At 42.9% G+C, this 22,883-nt stretch carries 20 protein-coding genes and 3 pseudogenes; 13 read left to right on the top strand and 10 right to left on the bottom strand.

The genetic code is table 11. The features are described from left to right. Positions 1–324: 324 nt before the first annotated feature. The 7 genes from LC586_RS31705 (at position 325) to LC586_RS31675 (ending at position 6,078) form a co-directional block, all read left to right on the top strand. Positions 325–987 carry a hypothetical protein gene (locus LC586_RS31705; RefSeq protein ID WP_229489417.1) on the top strand — a complete coding sequence of 221 codons (663 nt, stop codon included), beginning with the start codon at positions 325–327 and terminating at the stop codon, positions 985–987. Positions 988–1,185: 198 nt separating this feature from the next. Then, positions 1,186–2,508, top strand: a complete 1,323-nt coding sequence (locus tag LC586_RS31700) for a four-carbon acid sugar kinase family protein (RefSeq protein WP_229489416.1) — start codon at positions 1,186–1,188, stop codon at positions 2,506–2,508. A gap of 241 nt (positions 2,509–2,749) precedes the next feature. Continuing rightward, positions 2,750–3,790: a septum site-determining protein MinC gene (minC, locus tag LC586_RS31695; protein ID WP_229489414.1), complete on the top strand. Its 1,041-nt coding sequence runs from the start codon at positions 2,750–2,752 to the stop codon at positions 3,788–3,790. A 168-nt stretch (positions 3,791–3,958) separates the two neighbouring features. After that, a complete protein-coding gene (gene minD / locus LC586_RS31690; RefSeq protein ID WP_104908781.1) occupies positions 3,959–4,765 on the top strand; it encodes a septum site-determining protein MinD in 807 nt (268 codons plus the stop codon). A gap of 36 nt (positions 4,766–4,801) precedes the next feature. After that, a complete protein-coding gene (gene minE / locus LC586_RS31685) occupies positions 4,802–5,092 on the top strand; it encodes a cell division topological specificity factor MinE (protein WP_229489413.1) in 291 nt (96 codons plus the stop codon). A 291-nt stretch (positions 5,093–5,383) separates the two neighbouring features. Continuing rightward, a complete protein-coding gene (locus tag LC586_RS31680; RefSeq protein ID WP_229489412.1) occupies positions 5,384–5,659 on the top strand; it encodes a DUF2281 domain-containing protein in 276 nt (91 codons plus the stop codon). Further along, positions 5,656–6,078: a type II toxin-antitoxin system VapC family toxin gene (locus tag LC586_RS31675; protein WP_229489411.1), complete on the top strand. Its 423-nt coding sequence runs from the start codon at positions 5,656–5,658 to the stop codon at positions 6,076–6,078. Before LC586_RS31680 ends, LC586_RS31675 begins: the two co-directional genes overlap by 4 nt. Before the next feature lie 265 nt (positions 6,079–6,343). Here LC586_RS31675 and LC586_RS31670 read toward each other — a convergent pair whose 3' ends face one another. After that, on the bottom strand, positions 6,344–7,663 hold the full coding sequence (locus LC586_RS31670) for a hypothetical protein (protein WP_229489410.1): 1,320 nt from the start codon (positions 7,661–7,663) through the stop codon (positions 6,344–6,346). An 851-nt stretch (positions 7,664–8,514) separates the two neighbouring features. Here LC586_RS31670 and fmt point away from each other — a divergent pair. Beyond that, positions 8,515–9,516, top strand: coding sequence for a methionyl-tRNA formyltransferase (gene fmt, locus LC586_RS31665; protein ID WP_229489409.1), 1,002 nt, complete (start codon positions 8,515–8,517; stop codon positions 9,514–9,516). 82 nt (positions 9,517–9,598) lie between these two features. Here the strand turns inward: fmt and LC586_RS31660 are convergent, their stop codons facing one another. Next, positions 9,599–9,964 (bottom strand): DUF6464 family protein, encoded by a 366-nt coding sequence (locus LC586_RS31660; RefSeq protein ID WP_229489408.1) that lies wholly within the window; start codon positions 9,962–9,964, stop codon positions 9,599–9,601. A gap of 112 nt (positions 9,965–10,076) precedes the next feature. Continuing rightward, the gene (locus tag LC586_RS31655) at positions 10,077–11,588 is read right to left on the bottom strand and encodes a hydroxysqualene dehydroxylase (protein ID WP_229489407.1); all 1,512 of its coding nucleotides are present in this window, start codon (positions 11,586–11,588) and stop codon (positions 10,077–10,079) included. Between the two features lie 472 nt (positions 11,589–12,060). On the opposite strand from LC586_RS31655, the gene LC586_RS31650 reads away from it, so the two are divergent. Together LC586_RS31650 and modB are read left to right on the top strand one after the other, a co-directional pair. Beyond that, positions 12,061–12,963: a class I SAM-dependent methyltransferase gene (locus LC586_RS31650; protein WP_229489406.1), complete on the top strand. Its 903-nt coding sequence runs from the start codon at positions 12,061–12,063 to the stop codon at positions 12,961–12,963. A gap of 297 nt (positions 12,964–13,260) precedes the next feature. Then, positions 13,261–15,072 carry a molybdate ABC transporter permease subunit gene (gene modB, locus LC586_RS31645; protein ID WP_229489405.1) on the top strand — a complete coding sequence of 604 codons (1,812 nt, stop codon included), beginning with the start codon at positions 13,261–13,263 and terminating at the stop codon, positions 15,070–15,072. Between the two features lie 78 nt (positions 15,073–15,150). Here modB and LC586_RS31640 read toward each other — a convergent pair whose 3' ends face one another. From LC586_RS31640 to LC586_RS31630, 3 genes are all read right to left on the bottom strand, one after another. After that, the gene (locus tag LC586_RS31640; protein WP_229489403.1) at positions 15,151–15,333 is read right to left on the bottom strand and encodes a hypothetical protein; all 183 of its coding nucleotides are present in this window, start codon (positions 15,331–15,333) and stop codon (positions 15,151–15,153) included. 17 nt (positions 15,334–15,350) lie between these two features. Continuing rightward, positions 15,351–17,072 carry a hypothetical protein gene (locus tag LC586_RS31635; protein WP_229489402.1) on the bottom strand — a complete coding sequence of 574 codons (1,722 nt, stop codon included), beginning with the start codon at positions 17,070–17,072 and terminating at the stop codon, positions 15,351–15,353. 172 nt (positions 17,073–17,244) lie between these two features. Further along, a complete protein-coding gene (locus LC586_RS31630) occupies positions 17,245–18,774 on the bottom strand; it encodes a hypothetical protein (protein ID WP_229489401.1) in 1,530 nt (509 codons plus the stop codon). A gap of 243 nt (positions 18,775–19,017) precedes the next feature. Here LC586_RS31630 and LC586_RS31625 point away from each other — a divergent pair. Next, a pseudogene (locus tag LC586_RS31625) lies at positions 19,018–19,178 on the top strand (IS701 family transposase); the annotation flags it as partial. A gap of 128 nt (positions 19,179–19,306) precedes the next feature. Here LC586_RS31625 and LC586_RS31620 read toward each other — a convergent pair. Then, a complete protein-coding gene (locus LC586_RS31620; RefSeq protein ID WP_229489400.1) occupies positions 19,307–20,521 on the bottom strand; it encodes an RNA polymerase sigma factor in 1,215 nt (404 codons plus the stop codon). Positions 20,522–20,756: 235 nt separating this feature from the next. Here LC586_RS31620 and LC586_RS31615 point away from each other — a divergent pair, with 235 nt between their 5' ends. Then, positions 20,757–21,146, top strand: a complete 390-nt coding sequence (locus LC586_RS31615; protein WP_229489399.1) for a hypothetical protein — start codon at positions 20,757–20,759, stop codon at positions 21,144–21,146. A gap of 157 nt (positions 21,147–21,303) precedes the next feature. Here LC586_RS31615 and LC586_RS42845 read toward each other — a convergent pair. Then, a pseudogene (locus LC586_RS42845) lies at positions 21,304–21,390 on the bottom strand (four-helix bundle copper-binding protein); the annotation flags it as partial. A 108-nt stretch (positions 21,391–21,498) separates the two neighbouring features. Then, positions 21,499–21,609: pseudogene (locus tag LC586_RS42840) on the bottom strand (four-helix bundle copper-binding protein); the annotation flags it as partial. Between the two features lie 167 nt (positions 21,610–21,776). Between LC586_RS42840 and LC586_RS31605 the strand changes: the two are divergent. Continuing rightward, on the top strand, positions 21,777–22,376 hold the full coding sequence (locus LC586_RS31605) for an MBL fold metallo-hydrolase (RefSeq protein WP_229489398.1): 600 nt from the start codon (positions 21,777–21,779) through the stop codon (positions 22,374–22,376). Between the two features lie 18 nt (positions 22,377–22,394). Here LC586_RS31605 and LC586_RS31600 read toward each other — a convergent pair whose 3' ends face one another. Further along, positions 22,395–22,658 (bottom strand): hypothetical protein, encoded by a 264-nt coding sequence (locus LC586_RS31600; protein ID WP_229489397.1) that lies wholly within the window; start codon positions 22,656–22,658, stop codon positions 22,395–22,397. Positions 22,659–22,883 lie beyond the last annotated feature (225 nt).

Raw genomic sequence — 22,883 nt, 5'->3', positions numbered from 1 at the left:
TCTAAAATAAAGCATAAAATAAGTGCAAATGCTTTTTAGCTTGATCTAATCGTGTTCCCCAGTCTGCTTTTTATCATAACTATACGTAACCATCCATTGCTTCTCTACCAAACCCGATTAAATAATTCGTAATTCGTAATTCGTAATGGGCAACTCTTAGAGACGCTAAACGCGAACGCCCCGCAACGCTTTCGTAAATTTTGTTTTGTAATGGGGATTTAACCCCAACACAAAACTTGCTTTTTTATTGAACCGGGGGACTTAAACCCACGGAACTAGTTAAAATAAATACGCAACTTGGGCTTCCATAGGAGTTATCCAGCCGTGCAGCCGGACTTAATAGGCTTGGAAATTAGTAAGGGGGAACTGAGACGTTTGACTGGGTTCGATCCAGAAGACGTTTTTCGCCCCTCTGTTTTGCGAGATAGCAAGAAGCGATTAGGGTTTTTTATCAATGAAATGCTGGTGACGCTGGCGCTAACGCCAATAATTGTTGGTTTTATTTATGCGTTTATTATTCTGCCAACAATTGGTTCTTCAATTCGACTAGGAATTCTTTTACTCATTTTAGTGCCAATGCCGATATTAGTGGGGCGATGGCTGTGGCGACAGTTGACCTGTCCCGAAGGACTGACAATACTTTTAGATGAAGTTGATAAATATCATGATCTGATTAGCGCCATCGATATTAATGACCAATTAGCAGCATCAGGAAACGTAGAAAGCAGTTTCCATGACCGAGATCAAGTAACCGCCGCCCTACAACTGATTAGAGAAGATTTAGTTCGCGCTCTGAAAACAGAACGAATTTTGCGGGATAATAAAAAATTGCTTGCTAATAACCAAGAGTTATTTGTGAATAATTTAGCCAGTCTGCAAGCTTTACAAGTTAGTAGTCAAGCAGGCGAATATGCTCAACTGCTAAATCAATCATTGCAAATTGCGATCGATGTACAAGCAGAAATCAGAAAATTGCATAAAGGCTGAGTAGATGTTTAATAAGTCACAAAATATACTAAGAAACCTCACTTCCATTCCTCTCTCCTATAAGGAGAGAGGCTTTGAATCTTCCCCCCTTCCCTTGTAGGGAAGGGGGTAGGGGGTTAGGTTTCGATTGCTTTGATGTTTAGCAAAATACTTTCCAAATCCGAACTTTCCTAAAAAACAATCGCCCCGTTGACCTAAATGAGCAACAAACCAAAAATAATTGTCCTGGATGATGACCCTACAGGTTCTCAAACAGTCCACAGCTGCTTGCTGCTAATGCACTGGGATGTGGACACTCTACGCACCGGGTTGCAGGATGATTCGCCGATTTTCTTTGTGCTGACTAATACTAGATCGCTAACGCCAGAGTCAGCTGCATCCCTCACTAAAGAAGTTTGCCATAACCTGAAAATAGCTTTGAATGCTGAAGGAATTGACGATTTTTTGATTGTCAGCCGTTCTGATTCTACTTTGCGGGGACATTATCCCATTGAAACTGATGCGATCGCACAAGAACTCGGCCCTTTTGATGCTCATTTTCTCGTACCAGCTTTTTTTGAGGGTGGACGCATCACTCGTGACAGCGTTCATTATTTGATTATTGGCGGTGTACCCACCCCAGTCCATGAAACTGAGTTTGCCCGTGATTCAGTCTTCAGCTACCATCACAGTTACTTACCCAAGTATGTCGAAGAAAAGACTCAAGGACGAATTAGTGCCGAAGCTGTAGAAAGGTTTCTCCTAGCTGATATTCGCGCTGGTAGTTTGGAACGATTGTTACAACTAAGTGGTAATCAGTGCGCTGTCGTAGATGGTGAAACTCAAGATGATCTCAACCGCTTTGCAGTAGACATATTAGCAGCAGCAAGTCAAGGGAAACGCTTTCTGTTTCGCAGTGCAGCAAGTATTTTAACTGCTTTAGCCGCTTTACCACCCCAACCCATTGCCGCCGAAAATATGGCGCAGTACGTGCTACAAGGCAAACCAGGTGCAGTGATTGTTGGTTCCCATGTGAAAAAGACTACCCAGCAATTAGAGGCGCTATTGCAAGTAGAAGGAACGGTGGGAATCGAAGTGAATGTAGCACGATTACTTGATGATGCAAATCAATCTGCGACATTGCTAACTGAAATTCAAGAAAGTACACGGGCGGCACACGAGGCTGGCAAAACACCAGTGGTTTATACTAGCCGTCAGGAACTGAGTTTTAAAGATGTCAACACACGATTGGAGTTTGGGGAAAAAGTTTCAGGTTTATTGATGGATATTGTGCGTGGTTTACCATCTGATATAGGATTCTTAGTCAGCAAGGGTGGTATTACTTCTAATGATGTCTTGAGTACTGGACTAGCTTTAACTTCAGCCCGTTTACTCGGTCAAATTTTAGCTGGTTGTTCAATGGTGTTAACGCCATCCGATCATCCCCAGTTTCCTGATTTACCTGTGGTGCTGTTTCCCGGTAACGTTGGCGATGCTGATGCCTTGGGGACAGTTTATCAGAGGTTGACCCTGCCAATTTGAGATTTGAGACTTCGGCTTACCTCGGCTTACCTCGGCTTCTCTGCGAGACGCTACGCGAACGCTCGGCACAAGTTGCTCGGCACAAGTCGCTCAGTCGAACGATTTTAGATTAAATAATCTTTTGGTTCATGCCAGACTAACGTCTTGCTACGCACTTTCACCCCTTGTAGGTAATACAAATCCAAAATCCCAAATTTAAAATCCAAAATCTGTGTATCCTTTGTCTTTTGGCTAATACTTCATGACTTCTGATTCTGCGGTTCCCGATCTAAAGTCAAATTCTGCACTTCCTAATGCAGAAGCAAACTCTATCCTTTCTGAGGTAGAGGTAAATCCTACTATTTCTGATGTAGAGTCAGATTCTATCCTCCCGGATGCGGAGTTAAATTCTGTCCTCCTTTATTTAAAATCAAATACTGTCCTTGCTGATGTAGAGTCAAATCCTGCTAACCCAGATGTAGATTCAAATACTGATCCGGCATCAGATTTTATTCTTACTGATTTAAATCCTAATGAGTCAGCAATATCAGGGCATCGCGTAAATGACAATAGTCAAGTCCAGTTAAAAAGTAAGGAGGGACGGCTGTTATTAATTCTGCCCCCGGAATCTCAAGTATCTGCCTCAGAACTCAGTTGGTCTGATATTTGGCAACAAATAAGACAGCGTTTGAATGCAGGCGATCGCTTTCGGATATCTAATACTCCTGTGCATCTAATGGCACAAGACCGCCTAGTAGATGCCAGACAACTCCAAGAACTCGCCGAGGCTTTGATTGAAGTCCAACTGCGGCTAATCTCAGTCTCGACTAGTCGTCGGCAAACTGCGATCGCTGCCGTCACATCTGGGTATTCTGTAGAACAATTACAGCCCGTAACTTCTTTGAATTCCGAGCCAAAAGCTACAGCCATACCCCAGGCAGATGCCCTCTATTTAGAAATGACAGTCCGTTCTGGAGTAGAAATTCGTCATCCTGGTACAGTAATTCTCTTGGGAGATTTAAATCCAGGTGGTATTGTAATTGCAGATGGAGATATTATCATCTGGGGTCGCCTACGTGGAATCGCTCATGCTGGTGCTGGAGGCAATCGTGAGTGTCTGATTATGGCCTTGCAAATGGAACCAACTCAATTACGGATCGCAGATGCTGTAGCTAGGGCACCAGAAAAACCGCCAATGCAGTTTTCTCCAGAGGTGGCACATATTACGCCCCAAGGAATTCGCATCGCTAGGGCTACTGATTTTTCCAGAAACCAATTTACCAAAAGCAATCAAGAGCCATAAATATTTACTTAAAGGATGAAGTAGATAAAGATGAAATAACATAAATATTCATGCCTCGCCCGGATCAGGGAGACCAGATATTTCTTCATACTTGATACGATACTTCATACTTTATACTGCAATTTACTGTTTTATATTTTCTGAACCCTTATTGACCGTATTTCTATCATGACTCGCATTATAGTGATTACCTCCGGCAAAGGAGGAGTGGGTAAAACCACAGTTTCAGCAAATCTGGGCATGGCTTTAGCCAAAATGGGGCGTCAAGTTGCCTTGGTTGATGCGGATTTTGGTCTGAGAAATTTGGATTTGCTACTAGGGCTAGAAAACCGCATCGTCTATACTGCGGTGGAAGTCTTAGCCAGAGAGTGCCGCTTAGAACAAGCCTTGGTGAAAGATAAGCGCCAACCAAATCTCGTACTTTTGCCGGCAGCCCAAAATCGCTCCAAAGATGCAGTCACGCCTGAACAGATGAAGTTATTGGTGAATGCACTGGCGCAAAAATATCAGTACGTGATCATCGATAGCCCCGCCGGCATTGAGAATGGATTTAAAAATGCGATCGGCCCAGCAAAAGAAGCGCTAGTTGTCAGCACACCAGAAATTTCCTCAGTTCGTGACGCTGACCGGGTAGTGGGGTTACTTGAAGCACAAGGTATCAAGCGTGTTCATTTAATAATTAACCGCATCAGACCCTCAATGGTGCAGGCAAATGATATGATGTCAGTGCAAGATGTTCAGGAACTTCTCGCCATTCCCCTGATCGGGGTAATCCCTGACGACGAGCGTGTTATTGTATCTACCAATCGCGGCGAACCCTTAGTGTTAGCGGAAAATCCCTCTTTAGCTGCCACAGCCTTTGAGAACATTGCTCGTAGATTAGAAGGGGAAAGTGTCGAATTTCTGGAGATCGACTCGTCCCAAGACAGCATCTTCGCCCGTATACGAAGGTTGTTCAGGACAAAGATTGTTTAACTTACTTTTCCAGTCTCCGCGCCAGACCTATTCGTAATGATTGAACTTCTAGAACGACTTTTTTCTCGCGGTACTGATAGCAGTCGAACTCAAGTCAAACGTCGCCTGCAATTGGTGATTGCTCACGATCGCGCTGATATAGATCCTCAAACGTTAGAAAAAATGCGGCAAGAAATCTTAGATGTAGTCTGTCGCTATGTCGAAGTTGAGACGGAGGGCTTGGAGTTCTCCTTAGAAAGCAACCAACGAACGACAGCTTTAATTGCTAATTTGCCCATCCGCCGAGTCAAAGGAGCCATACCTGAATGGGAAAGGGGTGATAAATAAGTCTTTATAGTTTTAATCTTAAGTATTTTGATTTAGCATAGCTTTTTTAGTTAGTTTCACCCTGAACTTCTTACGATGCAATCGCCCCTCAAAGCCTGTTAACGTGATAAATGAAGTAGTTGGGTATTGAGGCAAATAACCTATGATATCATGTTCGCATAATTAGTTATGATTTCCACAGTCATTGCACCCCACCCCTTAATCCCCTCCCCGCTTGCGGGGAGGGGAGACGAAGCGACGATTGTCGGGGTGGGGTTCTTCGGGTTTAATAAGTAATCAAGCGAACATGATATGACAGCCAGAGAGCAACTTATTCAGGAAATTGAGCAGGTTTCAGATTCTCTGGTGGAAGAAGTGCTAGACTTCTTGCTATTCATAAAAGGTAGACAAGATCAGAAAAATTCCACATCTGATGGTGAGAAAAGCCAGCCATCTGAGCAAAGCATTCTAGAACGCATGGGAGGGATTCCTCAGCATTTGCTCTGTGTTGGTAATTTGTCAGATCGAGACGTTCGGAGAGCAGTTATTGCATCACGGATACAGCAGAGCCACCAACAGAAATCATGACCTATCATTCTACAATTTTGGTAGATAGAGGTTTGTTGGTTGCCTTTTATGACTCAGCAGATTCACATCACAATCGAGTGGTTGAGTTTTTTGCTGGATGTACTAGTCGATTGATGACAAGTGAAGGTTGTGTCACTGAAGTGATGTGGCTATTAGCCTCTGACTGGCAAGTGCAAAACGAGTTTCTGTCCCACCTAGCGAATCACATCTACGAGTGTGAATCGCTTACGTCTCAAGATTTTGCTCGGATTGCTGAACTGAATGCCCAGTACGCTGATTTACCAGCAGATTTTTCGGATTTATCCCTTGTGGTAATTTCTGAACGCCTGAATGTTGCTGCAATCGCCACACTGGATAAAGATTTTGATATTTATCGACGCTATCGTAACCAACCATTTGAACGAGTTTTCTACCCTTAACTAACTTCGTGTGCAATGCCTGCGGTTTTTGCTAGCCTACGCACGATTCATATGATGTCCGGGTAATTAACCATAATAACCGGAACCCCACCCCGCAAAAGCTGCGCTTTAGCTCCCCTCCCCGCAAGCGGGGAGGGGTTGGGGGTGGGGTTCTTTTATTATGGGTGATTTGGCGGACATGATATCAGAACCCAAATTTTCGATAAATAAAAAAATCCCGTTGTCAGCAGTGACGACAACGGGAGTATATAAGATATTTAATAAATTATCGGTAGGCTACTTGTGGGCCTGCCCAAATTTCTGTAACCTTTTTACCAAAAGTAATCGGCTGATCATCGTTTGTTGTCGTTACAGTTTTGCCATCATTAGCAACTTGCATTAATGGCCAGTTTTCATCACCTAATTCACCTGCACGGAACAACACATGATCCGGTTGCCTTTTACTCCAGCCTAACAATACTGCAATTTTCTCATGCTCATCTTCCTCATTTGCAGGAGCAACTGTGTTAGCGTGATTTTTTTGCCGATCCCAAATCACTGCACTATCTGTAGAATCACCTGTATTAAATATACCTTCAAACTTACGTGCTAAGAAGCGATCGCCTTTTTCTGACCAGCTAACTGGAACTAATACCCCAATTTTACCACTCGGATCGGCTTCTTCTGACGACGCCCCCTTTACAGCCTTTACCTTTAATAAAGGATCGCTAACAGGAGTAGTTGAAGCCATCACCCACAACTTCTTGGTGTGCATATCTTGGACAAACAGAACGCTGGTGACACGGCTGTTGTACATTTCTGGTTTAACCTCCAGTTGCACCCGGCTATAAACTGCATATTTCCCATCTGGAGAAACCACGGGTACGCTGCGGTAGTGACGCACTCCCGAACCACCCTTGGAACCAATAGCCTCTTGAGTTGCTGTAATCCATTTCCAAGGAATAGGATGAGGACTACCTATGGGATCTATTTGTTCTGCTTGGGACTCATCACGAGGTTCAACAGCAGGTATTTCTGTCGTTGTGGTTGGTTGTGATTCTCTAAGAGTTGGTGCTACTTGAGTTGCTGTCAATGATTCAGTTAAAGACTTTTCTCTAGAGAGAGAATTTTCTTCTCCTTTTAAAGATTTGATATTAGCAGCTTTGAGTTTTCGGATTAAATTAAGCTGACTAACAGGAACATCAGTTAATGGTGCGAGTTCAACTGCTGCCAAAGTATCAGGAATAGTTAAATCGCTGCTTGACACAGAACTATCTATTTGAGCCAAAGACTTAATTTTATCAGCTAGTAATACTTGCGGTTCCTGGACAGCAGTACTTTGTGTTGGTACATCAAATTCTTCTGTTAAAAAGTTGGTTTGCTCTGTTTTTGATATTTCGGCTATCTCAGGTTCCCCAACTACAGCTATTTCCTTTGATACAGAGTCAGAATCTCCAGTCATCGAAGTTAGTTTAGCTACTTCGGATTTTACAGGGAACGAGTGAGCCGATGCCCCTAGCAAGGGTGCGAGCAGTATCACAACGACAACGTAATTGAGAAATGGTTGGGCGCGGAACCATCCTGACAGCAAAAGGGATTTAAGCATTTGTAGACTCTCTAGAGGGGCGGTTGCTATGTGAGAAGCAATACCTATGCAGCAATGGGCAGGCGGTAATTATATGTATAACAAGAAACTAAAAACTTTGACGATATATTTTCTGCAAAGTTTGCAGAGTTTTACAAAAATAATTAAGTATCATTGTCTACACTTTTTATTACTCAGGTAGTGGATGTTTTTTTACAGGAATATGCGAGTATAGTAAATATGCTGAAAAGTCAGTAATTACTACACAATATGTAATGTTGCAATTGCTATACCTAACCACACGAAAAACAGGTATGAGTTAAGGGATATTCAGCGTGTAATAACGCTGGCAACCAAGAGTGAGATAAATTGGCTATTGGGGATCGTACTAGCGATCGCTAGTACACAACAAACAAGCCAGGTTACACACTAATATAAGAGGGCAAACCCTCATAATGGTAAACGTGAGGCGTTAAGTGAAAAGCTGGTAAAGCAGACGCACAATACATCATACTCAGAAAATACTGCTGTCAGCAACCCAAAGTTATAAACTGCAATCTTAACTACAGAAATAGTTAGAAGACGCAATAGTTTTTTAGAAACCCAATTGCATTTAACGCCAATTTGGGGCAAATTATCGGGAACACAACAAAATTTACTCGGTAGATGCTCTAGCGGATCGTGACGAGACACCACTAAACGATTAGGATCACTAAAGGTAGATGCAGTTGATACTAGCTGTTACACCTGTCAACTTAACTATTAAGTTAATCAAGCAGGCTTTTGTTTCACCAATACGAAAATATTGTACCACCAAACAGCCGATATTATTTACCATTAATTAATCACTAACGATTAACAACTAATTATTAATGAAAATTGTATTTTTTGGTACACCGCAGTTTGCTGTACCCACATTGGAAAAGTTATTGAATCATTCAGAATTTGAGGTGTTGGCAGTTGTCACCCAACCAGATAAACGCCGGGAGCGCGGAAATAAGCTTACGCCAACACCAGTAAAAGCGATCGCTACTGCTCACAACTTACCAGTATGGCAACCAGAACGGGTGAAAAAAGACACCGAAACTTTAACCCAACTCAAACAATTAAATGCAGATGTGTTTGTTGTTGTCGCCTATGGACAGATATTATCGTCAAAAATCCTAAATATGCCAAAATTGGGCTGCATTAATGTGCATGGCTCGATTTTACCCAAATATCGGGGTGCAGCGCCGATTCAGTGGTGCTTGTACAACGGTGAAAGGGAAACGGGGATCACGACGATGTTAATGGATGTGGGGATGGATACCGGCCCAATGCTACAAATAGCCACTACACCGATTGGATTACTAGATACTGCCCAAGATTTAGCCTTCATACTAGCTGCGATCGGTGGCGATTTGTTGGTAGAAACTCTGTTGAAGTTGGAACGCCAGGAAATTCAACCAATTCCCCAGGATAATTTAGCAGCTACTTATGCACCTCTGATTCAAAAACAAGATTATGGTTTGGATTGGTCAAAAAGCGCTATGCAATTACACAATCAAATCAGAGGCTTTTACCCTAACTGCACCGCTACCTTTCGTAACAACCTGCTGAAAATCACCGCTTCTGCTCCCCTTGGTTCTGTAGGCGATCGCGTCCCACCAGAATTACAAGAATTGATGCATAAATTGCCTGATTTGTCAAATACATCAGACAGACCAGGAGTTGTAGTGAGCATTGCCAAAGGAATTGGTGCGATCGTCCAAACTGGGGAAGGTTTGTTGCTCTTGCGAGAAGTTCAGCTAGTCGGTAAACGTCCCCAGTCGGGATGGGATTTTGTTAATGGTACCCGCTTAACTGTGGGAGAAGTTTTTGGTGCGGGTAGTTGAGGGGGATGGGGGATGAGGGAGATGAGGGAGATAAGGGAGAATAACTTTTAACTTGTAACTCCTAACTCCTAACTCCTAACTCCTAACTTGTGGCTTCTAACTTTTCATAAAAGCGGCAAGATTCGCAAGGGCCATCTGGGTTGACTGCACAGCGAATGATTTCTGAATGAGCATTGTAGGAACAGGTGGCATCGCCAACTACCCAACGTCCCGCTACCAAACTTTTCTCAGATGGTCGTTTAGCCGACTGCACGTAAATGGCAATATTATGCAAGCGATAGCGCCCTGCTCTAAGTTGGTATCGATGGCGGCGTTCTAAAACCGCGTAGGTTTTACCTTCAAAATCGAGATAGTTTCCGGGTTGGGGTGTCCAATCAAGTTGCACTTTACCGAGTGACTCACGCGGATGCGTCAGAATCACCTCGGTTTGTAAAGAGTCTGGCTCCATAAGCTTATGTGATTTGATTTACATTACATTATAAGGATGGTATCGCAATAGCTTTCTTTAGCTTACCGAATTTAGATTACAATTAATGATTAACTCTTCGCGTCCCTACAGATTACGGCAACCAAAAGTCAGGTAGAATAGATTTGCCCAAGTCACGGAAAGTTTGGTTGAGCGATCGCGCCACTTGGATATGCACTTCATCCTCTTCTACAGCTAAAATCTCAGATGGCTGACCTTCACCTAAATAAGACACCACCAAATTCGCCGCCTCCAAACCAGTAACATAAGCCTTTTCCTGTGACCAGGAACCATGACGGTTCACAATCCAATCCCCACTCATAAACACATTCTCAAAACTTGTCTTAGCGGGCAACATATAACGATAGCTACCAGGCGCAAAGTGAGTCACCGCTTGAGGTAGCCGAATTACACTGCTATCAATTATCTTTGCCTCTCGAAACGCTGGTACACAAGTTGCTAAATAACCCTGAACTATTGGTAAAATCTCCTCATCACTCAAACTGAGAAACTGATTCGCGTGATAAAAATCAGCTTCAATTACTGTTCCTGGCTCATCCCGATATTCATCATGTAGAGCATTCAAATCAAAAAACGTCCAACCTGTAGTTGCGTCGAATCCAAAGCAAGCATTAGAAGGACGAGGAATATCAATTTTTCGGTCAAACCATAGTCGCGTTGCTAAAACATCAATTGCTCCTAAATTGCTCAAATTACGGAATTCTTCATGGGTTTGTAAACTAGGGCTAGTTGAGACAATTTTCTTCATACCCGTGATCCCAACCGCAAAAATCACGGCATCTGCTTCAATTACTTCATCACCGCAAACTACACCCTTGGCTCGATGATTACTATCAACAATTAAATCTGTAACTCGACGCTTGGGTAATACTCGCACACCAGCTTTTTCGATACGTTCCACCCAAGGACGAAATATCTTTTCTCCAACAGTTCCTCGACACCAAACTACATCAAAATCTGGTTGATGAGCCAGAATAAAAAAGTAAAGCATCCCTAAAGTTGCTGCGGCTGAACATTGTTCACCAGGGGCAAACAAGCCCACTAATAACATCGGTTCAAAAGCCTCGCGGTAAAGCCGTGCAGAAACGTTAAAATCTTTGAATAATTCACGGGCAGTTACAAAGTCATAGCGCCGCCAAGCTGCATCAGAATTATCAAAATCGACAACAGCATAAAGTAAAGGTAAGGCGCTGAGACGGTCAATTAGTGGCAGCCGCTTAAATTGAGTGTAGAGAAAAGTTCCCAGTGGCGAGGGGAGTCGCGGTAAGTCTTGAAAAATCGGTGATTCAACTTCCAAACCTGCTGGCGAATATTGCGAAGAACGAGTCCAACTAGTAAAAGGATTAATTCCTAATTCATTGATTAGGGAAAAAATATTTTTGTAAGGATACCAAAAGCCATGAATGCCAGCTTCAACAGATTTTCCGGCGGCTGTTTGCCAACCTGCCACCAGTCCACCGGGATAGGGGCCTGCTTCTAGAAGCGTCACATCATAGCCTTGTTTTGCCAAATGGTAGGTTGCTCCTAAACCAGCCCAACCAGCACCTACAACTACCACCCGTTTTTGTTGTGACCCTTCTACCATCCCAGCCTCCGATTGTTGCAGTCTATTAACTAATGTATACGAACTTGTGTTCTGATCAGGCAAAGGGTTGCTATTACAGCTAACAATTCAATGTGGAAAGGCCCACGAAAAATCTAACCCCCTAACCCCCTTCCCGACGCGGGAAGGGGGAAAATTCAAAGTATCTCTCCTAAAGCAAGAGAGAAATAGAAGTGAGGTTTTCCAGATAACCTGAATTGTTAGGCTATTATAGCGGTTCTCGTTTACGGGATGGTACACCCGTAGGGGCACGGCAGTGCCGTGCCCCTACACCTCGTGATGTAATGTTGTACCGAATCTGAATGGGAACCGCTATATAGCCATCAACTTGAAAACAGTTATAGACTTTAAAGAAAGGCTAAGGTGGAGCAATTCAGTAAAAATCGCTTGCGGTTAATGCTGAGTTAAGAGTATAACAGAAAACAGACTTTACTATTTATGAGGAATAATCCTAATGACTCAATTAACAAATGAAAAATTCAGTCTGAATGATTTTGAATTACGAGATGGCATTTATTTTCCTAACGACTATGAACAATTGAATAATACTCAACATAAAAAAAGATGGGACGCAATTGGTAAAACATACTATGGTTCCCAAAAAATTGAAAAAGTTGCAGATACATCGCCCATCAAACAAGATTACACTCTGTTAACTGGCACACCTGGAGGCACTTGGAACAAGTTTCCAATGAATAAATCTGTTGATTCTATTTTAGAGATTGGTTGTGGTTATGGTCGCGCACCTTTACATCTATCTAAAGCTAAAAATTTGAGATGCGAAAAATATTATGGAATTGATATTTCTGAACCTTTATTGCGCCGATTAATCAAGGTTAAACAAGAATACAATTTTTTTACTGAAGCTGAATTTAACTTAATTTGCAATTCTGCTGAAATATTGCCTTTAGAAGATAATTCTATAGATTTGGTAATTTCTAATTGCGTCTTTATGCATATCCCAGATGCACAATTAAGAAATTTGCTGGCTGATATATCTCGCGTACTAAAACCTGGTGGAATTTTCGTTTTTAATCATTCCTTTCACAACAAGTCTTGTCCTTCTCATATTATCCATAATTTTATCAGAAGGCTGAATCCATTTGTAAGAAATCCAGTTTATCTCAAGCAATATACATCTGCTGAAATAGATGAAATGTTAGCGACTGCTGGGATAAAAGCTAAGTGTCCCCAATACAGTGTCGAACCAACCCAAGAATATGCAATTTTGCCGGAAACGATTAAAGGAATTCCAGTGCCGTTTGCTAATGCTATCAATAGAAGCCTTAAGCCATCAGATAGTTTAAAGGAAACTTTGGCTTATGGTTTTAGCGCCTACAGTACTCAACTGGACTAATTAAGAAAGTATCTTATTGTCACAATAGACCTCTTGCATAAATCAAAAATAAGAACCCCACCCCGCCAAAGCTACGCTTTGTCTCCCCTCCCCGCAAGCGGGGAGGGGTTGGGGGTGGGGTCTTAGGGACTTTTGCAAGAGGTCTAATGAACTGAATACAAAGGAACTACGGAAGCACAACAATGTTGGTTGTGCTTTTATTTTTTCAATAAATGTAATCTACCAACTTTTACCAACATGTTTTAACTAAAGTTGGTAAATTAGGGATTAGTTGAGCTAATTCTTTCCTTTGCAACTATGCCATTGGATTTATCGCCTCTTTGGATATCACTCAAAACTTCATTACTTGCTACATTTATCACATTCTTCTTGGGTATCGCTGCTGCCTACTGGATGCTGGGATATCGTGGCAAAGGTAAATCGTTGATTGAGAGTATCTTTATTGCGCCACTGATTTTACCACCTACGGTTGTCGGTTTCTTGTTGCTGCTATTTTTTGGCAAAAATGGCCCTGTAGGGAAACTCATGGAGGCTTTTGACTTCACCATCGTCTTTACTTGGTATGGTGCAGCGATCGCAGCTACCGTAGTTTCTTTCCCTCTAATGTATAAAACTACATTGGGAGCTTTTGAACAAATAGATGATAATTTGCTGCGAGTAGCCAGAACCCTTGGTGCAACTGAAGCCACAATCTTTTGGCGCATCAGTTTCCCCCTAGCATTACCCGGCATTGCAGCCGCCACAATGCTCGCTTTTGCCCGTGCTTTGGGAGAATTCGGGGCGACGCTGATGCTGGCTGGTAACATTCCAGGACAAACGCAGACAATCCCAATGGCGATTTATTTTGCTGTGGAAGCGGGAGCAATGAATGAGGCGTGGTTTTGGGCGATCGCAATTATGGTGATTTCTCTATCTGGAATTATTGCAGTCAACTTCTGGCAAGAATTGAGGGAAAAGAGGAGCAAAGCAGGGAGCAGGGAGCAGGGAGCGAGGGGAGCAGGGGGAGAAAATCTTTATACTCCGCACACTAGCTTTGAATCTGGTGGATTGTTTGTCAACATTGAAAAAATACTTCCTAGCTTTGATTTAAAAGTTGCTTTCACTACTGATGAGCAACCCTTGGGATTATTGGGGGGTTCTGGTGCAGGTAAGAGCATGATTTTGCGCTGCCTTGCGGGGATAGAAACGCCGACAATCGGGCGCATAGTTTTAAATGAGAGAGTTCTGTTTGACTCAGAACAAGGAATTAATTTACCCAGCCGCGATCGCCGCATTGGTTTTTTAATGCAGAATTATGCTCTCTTTCCGCACATGAGTGTGGCGCAAAATATCGCTTTCGGCTTGCCTAAAGGACTATCGGCTGGGAGTATTAGAGTGCAGGTAGAACAGCAACTAATAGCGATGCAGTTGCAAGGATTAGGCGATCGCTATCCGCACCAACTTTCTGGAGGCCAACAACAACGGGTAGCTTTGGCAAGAGCATTAGCAAGTCAACCGGAAGCATTACTTTTAGATGAACCGTTTTCAGCACTTGATACCCATTTGCGTAGTCAATTAGAGCAGCAAATGACAGAAACTCTAGCTGGCTACCAAGGTGTGACTCTATTTGTCACCCATAATATGGAAGAAGCTTATCGGATTTGCCCGAATCTATTGGTATTGGAGCATGGTAGAGCCGTTCATTATGGCAGCAAACATGATATTTTCCAGCATCCAGCTACTGTGAGTGTCGCCCAACTTACCGGATGTAAAAACTTCTCCCGCCTTATTCCTCAGTCATCACAACAGGTAGAAGCGATTGATTGGGGTTGTACTCTCCAAGTAATTGAACCTGTCAAAAGCGAATTATCCCACATCGGCATTCGTGCCCATCAGTTCATTTTTACCAACGACTCATCACAGGAAAATACCTTTCCCTGCTGGGTAGTACGAACAAGTGAAACGCCTCATCGAATGACGTTGTTTCTCAAACTACATTCGGCTGGCAAGAATTCTCAAGACTATCATCTGCAAGCTGAAGTCTTCAAAGAAAAATGGGCAATTATGAAAGATCAACCTTTTCCTTGGTATGTGCGTTTAGATCCTCTGCGCTTGATTTTGATGGAATGAACGCAGAGATATACGAGACAAGGGGCATTGCATATTTGGGTGTTGCATAAAAAGTAAAACTAAATGTTAATCGATGTACTATAACTTGTGAATTGTATCGCCAGTATTTTGCTTGTGAAAAGTTTGAAGAACCAAATTGGGAACAGAGCGATGCCGATAGAGCGGCGTTTCCCTACGGGATAGCTTTGCTTCACGCAACTTAGCTGCCGGGGCTTTGACATCGGTACCTGATATCCTCAGCGATCGTAATTTTTCAGACATTCCTCTAAAAAAAATATTTACAGTTTGGCAATTATTCTTCTGACTAGTGATACTTTTGAAGTATTTATCGCTGGGAAATTGAAAGTGCCACCAATAACGTATGCCATTTTTTGTAGCTCAGGTATCGATACAACTTCCGGGGACGGTGAAAAAATGACTGAAAATTCACTATTTGAAGAACCCGGATGAACTTGGCTGGAGTATATCCCTTTACTAAAGCTTCCAATCTTATTAAATCCAAAAAGTGTAAGGTTTCCCTTGCGGTTTTGATCCCAAGATTGTTTGAACTTTTTGAAATCTGCATTTTGGTAAAGGATTGTAACTGTTGGATAGTTACTGATTAGTAGGCTTGTGAGTTGACCAAAGTCCCCCCCATCAGCTAAAGAATTCAAATTATAATTAGGTGGTAATACGAATTTAAATCCTGTAACGTCCTGTGTGCCGTTCTTATAAGCCTCAGCAATTGGCTCTTCATAGTACCAGCCAATATTAGTAGCTTGCTGCCAAGCTAGTGGCTCTATCGGCACCATAGTGTATCCTGGGTACTTAATCTCGATCAAGCTATCCTTACTACTCCCCTGAACCATTTGCATATTGTCATCAAAACTATTCTCTTGGGAAAACCGGAGTACCGAGCCAAAAAAAAAGCTAGATAGACCTGCGATGCTAGCCATCACTTCTGTACTAGACTTTTCTGAAGTCCTGATATCAACCTTAATGATTTGTTGTTTGTTGTTCAGGTGATTTTCGATAGAAGCCAAGGAGCGAGAGATACTGTAACCCACTTGAAAGGTTTGAGAAACTGCCCCTGTGTTGGGGTTAACAGTTTGCATACCACCATTTTGCCTAGTCGGATGAGAGGTATTATTTATCATCTGCCGGACGATCCAATTTCCCATTTGGATCTCGGACTGGAGAATGTTTACAGATTGCATAAGAGCTAGGTAGATTGATAATTCCGTTACAACTGGCTCTCCTGATACAGGCATTTTCGGGAGTAAATCTTTGAGATTCTGAGCATTTGCCATCTCCTTATATGTCAGTGGTAGCTTTTCTTCCTCTTGCCGACCGCTCCATTGGGAGCCAAGAACGTAGCTAATTACATAATCTATCTTGGTCAAAACAGCTTGATCCCCTAGCCTGTTCTGAGCCTTTTTTAGCTCCTCAACAGTAATCTCACCAAAAATTTCTTGGTACTTGCTAACAATTGATTGAGCCTGAGTATTTGTATGGCTCAATGATACATTGAGCTTAGTTTGATCAGCTTGGCTTAATGTATATTTAATGCTGGATATAAGTTGGATATAAGCATTGGGGAACCCTCCAGCAGATGAAATTTGGGCTGTTCCCGGTATACTCCCCGGCGATACTCGGGCACTAATGTAGTTGAAAGTACCTTCGTTCAATACTTGGTTTATATTCTGGTAATACCACATGAAGTCACCCTGAGAGGGAAATGCAATCGGTGTAATCTTAGTATGGTAAATACCAGCAATTGCTTTGTTAATAGTAACTTCGAGATCGGAGTAAAACTTTTGTTCGCTAGCTGTCTTAGATGGCAGGGTTATTAGGGTATCCTTTAGTCCAAAACTGTTTCTAGTTTGAACAGATATTAAGGTTTTCTCTGTTGTTAACTTGTATGGTATTTGAGAGTAAGATTTTTCACTGATAAACAAGCATTTGATGTAAATTGTACAAAGCATTGCGACAAAAATAACTGACCAGTTTTTTCTCCTCATACCCTTTTTGATAAATGCATCAGATACCTGAAAATAGCTATAGATTTACAAGTTTTTGCTCTGCAAAGATAAGTAGTTGACTTGGCCTTGCAGAGCACGAGTAATTAAACTGATCTGATTGCCTAACTTAGGCTAATGTTCGATCTTCGCAACACGAACTTCAACCAGTTAGCTAGACAGAAACAAGCTGTTCAACCTGTTGAGAAGAGGTGACTCCAGGGTTGGTAACAGCACCACCGATGACGTATGCAGTCTTCTGTAATTGAGGTACCGACAGAACTTGCTCCGACGCTGAGAATGTTACTGTAAAAGTGCTGTTATCGGCTCCCTCCTGATAACTACTACCATACGCTCCCTGACTGAAACTTCCGAGTTCGATAAAGCCGAAGAGCTTGAGATTTCCACTGACACTCTGATTCCAGGACTGTTTAAAACTAGAGAAATTGGCGTTTTTGTACGTGATCGAGATCGTTGGATAGTTGGAAATTACTAAGTTGTTCAGCAACCCGAAGTTCCCTCCCTTAGCAAAAGGCTGTAGATCGTAGGCTGGTTTGGTTACGAATTTGAAACCGGTAACGTCTTGAGTACCATTGTTGACTGCCTGTGCAATTGGATCTGTGTAGTACCAGCCAACATTGGTAGCTTGTTGCCAAGCTGTTGGAGCCATCGGCACTACAGAGTAGCCTTTCCACGTTAGCGTGATTGAGGCATCTGTACTTGTTCCTTGCGACTTGGACATATCGTAACTGCCACCAGCTGTTGTCGCAAATGTGAGCCAAGAGCCAACTGAGAAACCAGCTTGCCCTTCGATGCTGACATTGACACTCCCTCCAGATGCCTGCGAGGTTGTCATACCAAAGCTGATAGTCTTGTTGCTGTCTAGGTCGTTCTGGATAGCTGCTTGGGATTGAGAAATGCTGTAGCCTACTTGTAAGTTAGACAACACATTCCCAGTATTTGGATTGACGGTCTTGATCCCGCCATTAGAGTCAGAAGGAGCTTTAGTGTTATTTTGCAACTGAACAATAATCCAAGACCCATTCTGTATTTGAGTCTTAAGCCCGATGACCGGTTTCATGATATTCAGGTAAATCGAGACATCCGAGATAACCTGATCGGCACCTGGAGGTGAGTAGGGGAGTAGATCTTGCAGATTTCGCGCATTTACCATCTGCTGGTAAGACAAAGGAGGCTTATTTGCTGCCTGATTACCGCTCCACTGCGCTCCCAAAACCACGGAGATAATGTAGTCAATCTTATTGCCAACAAGATACTGCCCGTATTTCGTTGCTGCATCTTGCAATTGAGCGTCTGTAATTTGACCATAAGACGTTTGAAAATCTGCGACGATTGTTTGACCTTGGGTTTGAGCATCGCTTTGAGCTTTGTTTAATGCTGCTTGGTCATTTGTGCTTAGCGTAAATACAATACTGGAAATAACTTGGTTGTAAGCATTTGGGAAGCCTCCTGAGTTAGAAAGCTTAGCAGTCCCTGGCACATCGCCTGGTGATATGTTCGCGCTGATGTAATCAAAGGTGCTTTGGTTGAAGACTTGGTTTGGGTTTTGGTAATACCAGAAAAAGTCACCTTGAGAGGGAAACTGAATTGGATAAAGTGGGGATTTAAGGATATCTTTAAGCGCCGCCATAGCTTTTGCTTGTAAGGCGGAATAAAATTGCTGTCCACCAGTAGTATCGGACATAAATGATTCTCCTGTTAGTTAATGAAGTTCACGAAAACGAGGCTGGAAATATTGATTGCCAAGCCAAGCCAATATTTTTAGAGTTCCTTGCAAGCCAACATGAGGTTTCTAGTTAGCTGAGAAATACTGGCATGGGAGCGTATAACAAAATTGTTCAGCCTCATTTTATAGACGTTTCCTTTTATCTATTTCTGAATTTTTAGAGTTCACTCCTGGTTTTTGCGATCCAATCAACTAGACTAAATTTTGGTCTTTTGTGCCTACACCTTCATTTTTTGGCATCAATTGACGGGTGGATTCAGGCGAGAATGGGCTACCAAACCTTTGCAGAAGCCTTAGAAGCATTTCGTACCGCAGCAGAATTTCGCTTTGTTCGTTGGTTACAGCAGAAATCATGTATTTGAACCACATCTGTTGTAAGGGCACAGCATTGCTGTGCCCCTACCGCGTGGTCTATTTACCTGAAAATAGCTGTAAATACGCATATCGACGTATTTGCCGCTTACAGAGACAAGTCTGGTTATATTTGAGCTTAGAAGTCCCAATAAGAAAGACGATACCAAGGAGGAGAGCGGGACGGTAGCAGAAATTCTACCCATCCTTTTCCCGCTTCTGACTGTTGCTGCATCAAGAGCACCGTCAGACAGGAATTCCCCCAACTTCCAGTTTCTTCATCAAATTGTGTCAAAGCCAAAATCAGTGCAGGCTGCCTTTCACACAGTACCGCCTCAACACACCGACAACCATCTCTGTTTACTTCTAACTTACCGTCATATGATGTCCGGTAAATCACCCTTAATATGTCATTGCAAGTGGAACGAAGTGAAACGACGCAATCACAGGGTTTTTGGGATTGCTTCCCTTCTCCTAAGGGAGACGCTGCGCGAACGGTTGTAATGACGGTTATTTGAACGGACATGATATCACATGGAGCCGCAACAGGAGCCGAATCTCCAAGCTGCATAGATAGTGCTACCTCAATCGATTCCTCACCAACAACACTCTCCACTTCCTCCACCGCAACGGATAATGTCACCATCTCGCCCACAATTGGTTCAACTCCCGCATTACCCTGGGACATTTCCCCAATTGCAGACTCCGTTGCAGCTAATATTGGCGTAACCAATAAATCCGTATCAGTCGCATCCTCCGCGATAAAATATCCCCTCAACTCCTCTCGCAGAATTGCCCGCGCTTGAGAGATGCGCTTGCAGACATTTTGGTAGGAAATATCTTGCTGTTGGGCAATCTCTGGATAAGACAGTTCCTGATAAAAGTGCAGGATAAACGTCTCCCGCAGCCTTGTCGGTAAGTTATCAATAGCACGCCGAATCACAATCGTTTTCTCGTGAGTCTCCATTGCAATTTCTGGCGTATCGTCCAATGTTATCAGTCCTTGCTCCTCAACAGAGGCGTATACTTCTATATTCTCAACTCTATTGGCACTGCGATCGCGTTCTCGATGAATATCCACGCAAAGATTATGAGTTAGTCGAGTCAGCCAAGCCTTAAAATTAGCAATTTCCCCCGCATACTTTTGCACCTTCTCCCAAGCTTTGAGCATCGCCCGACTCAGCGCATCATCAGCATCTGTAAGATTCCCACCCATCCACTTGAGACAACAACGATAGAGATAATCTCGATATTGCTGCCATTGTTGCCAAAACCTTTTCTCTGAATCTTCATGCTCATAGTTATTTCGCAGGCAGGGCGTAGCCGATACAACCACTGATTGATAATTTGACATAACTCTTGGTCTGGTAGTATATGCAGTTCGTGCAAAATTAATGCCTTCAATTCCTTATTTACTAGGCGTTCGAGCATGAAATGTAGTCTGAAAGTCGAATAATGAGCTAGTTATGTACGCAGCAAATCTAACATCCCTCTGAAGAGGTATCCTCAGTGAAATCACTGTCTTTGATTAAAGAATATTAAATTAACGTGAGTTCGACGGTTAGAAAAAGACAAAAAGCTTGTTAGATATGAAGCGCGAGAAACTGGCAGGTAATGACGTACTCACAGATAGTGCAGGTGCTGACAGATTCCTTTACAACACCAGTGCTGCTTTTAACGGCTCTGCTATTGGTCTAGATACCATTAGTGACTTCAACAGATCCCAAGGTGACAAGATTGTAATGAATAAGGCTACCTTTAGTGCGATCGCTTCTAATCGAGGAACTGTTTCCAGTAATACTAATGTTTTTAAAGGTGTTGGTTTAGACATCTTACATCTGACAATTTTAGAGGGTATCAGCAGTGTACGGATTGTCTACGATGCAGGGAATCGGCGCTTGTTCTACAACCAAAATGGCATCTTGCTGGTTTTGGCAGTGGTGGTCAATTTGCTATACTCGCTGGTGCGCCTGCTTTGACAGCCTCAGATTTTGTGGTGCAAGCGTAGTTCCATAAAAGTGTGAGCAATGCTAATTCTTTGATTTAGTTAAGTCTTTACTTCAAGCGCCCAGATGCAAAGAATCTGAGCGCTTGAATATTAGGTTGCAGAGAAACTTCTGCTAGATTGTTGTGGAATTATGCGGGCATCATGTGTATACTTCTGCAAGACTCTGCACACTTGCGACAAGCAGCAGCACATTCCATCATTTTCGCATTATCGCTCTTCATCTCATATGATGTCCGCCAAATTACCCATAATAAAAGAACCCCACCCCCAACCCCTCCCCGCAGGCTCTTTGGGGTTCCAGGTATTATGCTTAATTATCCCGACATCATCTCACAGGCCATACTAGTGCGATCGCACATTTGGGCGCAAAGCATACAAGTGCGTTCCATGAACTCAGAACCGCTCATCATCATATTCATGCACATCATGCATAGCCAATTTTCAAGCTAGAGCATTTTCTAAAGCGGATAAAATGCATAATACCGATAGACTTATCATAGTATAGTTAAATTCCAGATTCCGAGGGAATGCAACCTTATAATCTATATACTTAATTATTGATATAAATAGTCAATTACTGAAGTACTGATCCAGAATCATCATGAAATCTTTGCACCGTCCCGATCTCTATAGCTGGTCTAATTTCAATCCGGCAAGAAATATTGATTTCAATGGGATTGCCTGGATTCGCCCAGATGGCAACATCTTGATTGACCCAGTAGCCCTATCAAACCATGATTGGAATCATCTAAAATCCCTCGGTGGTGTGGTTTGGATTGTGCTGACGAATTCCGAGCATGTCAGGGCAAGTAAAGAAATTGCCGATCAAACCTATGCTAAAATAGCTGGCCCTGTGGCAGAAAAAGATGCTTTCCCTATACCTTGCGATCGCTGGCTGTCTGATGGTGAAGAATTTGTGCCAGGACTGGAGGTAATTGAACTCCAAGGCTCGAAAACTCCCGGTGAATTGGCTCTATTACTGGAAGAGACGACTTTGATTACAGGAGATTTAGTCAGGGCACGCAAAGCAGGTAGCTTAACTATATTGCCAGATGACAAGCTGCTGAATCGAGAGGAAGCAATAGCTTCTGTTCGCAGGTTAGCAGAACTGAGTCGCGTAGAAGCAGTGTTGGTGGGCGATGGTTGGCCCGTCTTCCGCGATGGACGCGATCGCTTAAAGGAACTTGTAGCGACGCTTTGACTACTTTTCCACATCCCGTCAAAAGTCAGGTTGAGCAACAGCATTTGCTTGTTGAGCGTACGCATTTGCTTGTTGAGCGTACGCATTTGCTTGTTGAGCGACAGGATTTGCTTGTTGAGCGTACGCATTTGCTTGTTGAGCGACAGGATTTGCTTGTTGAGCGATCACATTTGCTTGTTGAGCGTACGCATTTGCTTGTTGAGCGACAGGATTTGCTTGTTGAGCGATCACATTTGCTTGTTTGGAAGTAGGTACGGTACTCTCTCTTTTTTCCAACGTCATAGGCAGGAATGTTGATATCTCCTGACTAGAAGTGGATAGTTAACGCTACAGTTGAGTGAAATATCACATGAGCTGAGATAGCCAATAATAGCGCCTGGATTTAACGTGTCGCGGAAGTCCCCACCTTCAATGTACTCATAAGGTGGGGATAGGGAGCGGGGGATGAGGATTGCATCTGGAATTGATTTTTTGCATAAGCAAAAACAAATTTCGGATGTATGACGA

It is taken from the genome of Nostoc favosum CHAB5714 (genome assembly GCF_020829495.1).
GTDB lineage: Bacteria > Cyanobacteriota > Cyanobacteriia > Cyanobacteriales > Nostocaceae > Nostoc > Nostoc favosum.
Note: the sequence above shows the minus strand (reverse complement) of the source record. Positions and strands in the feature narration are given on the sequence as shown.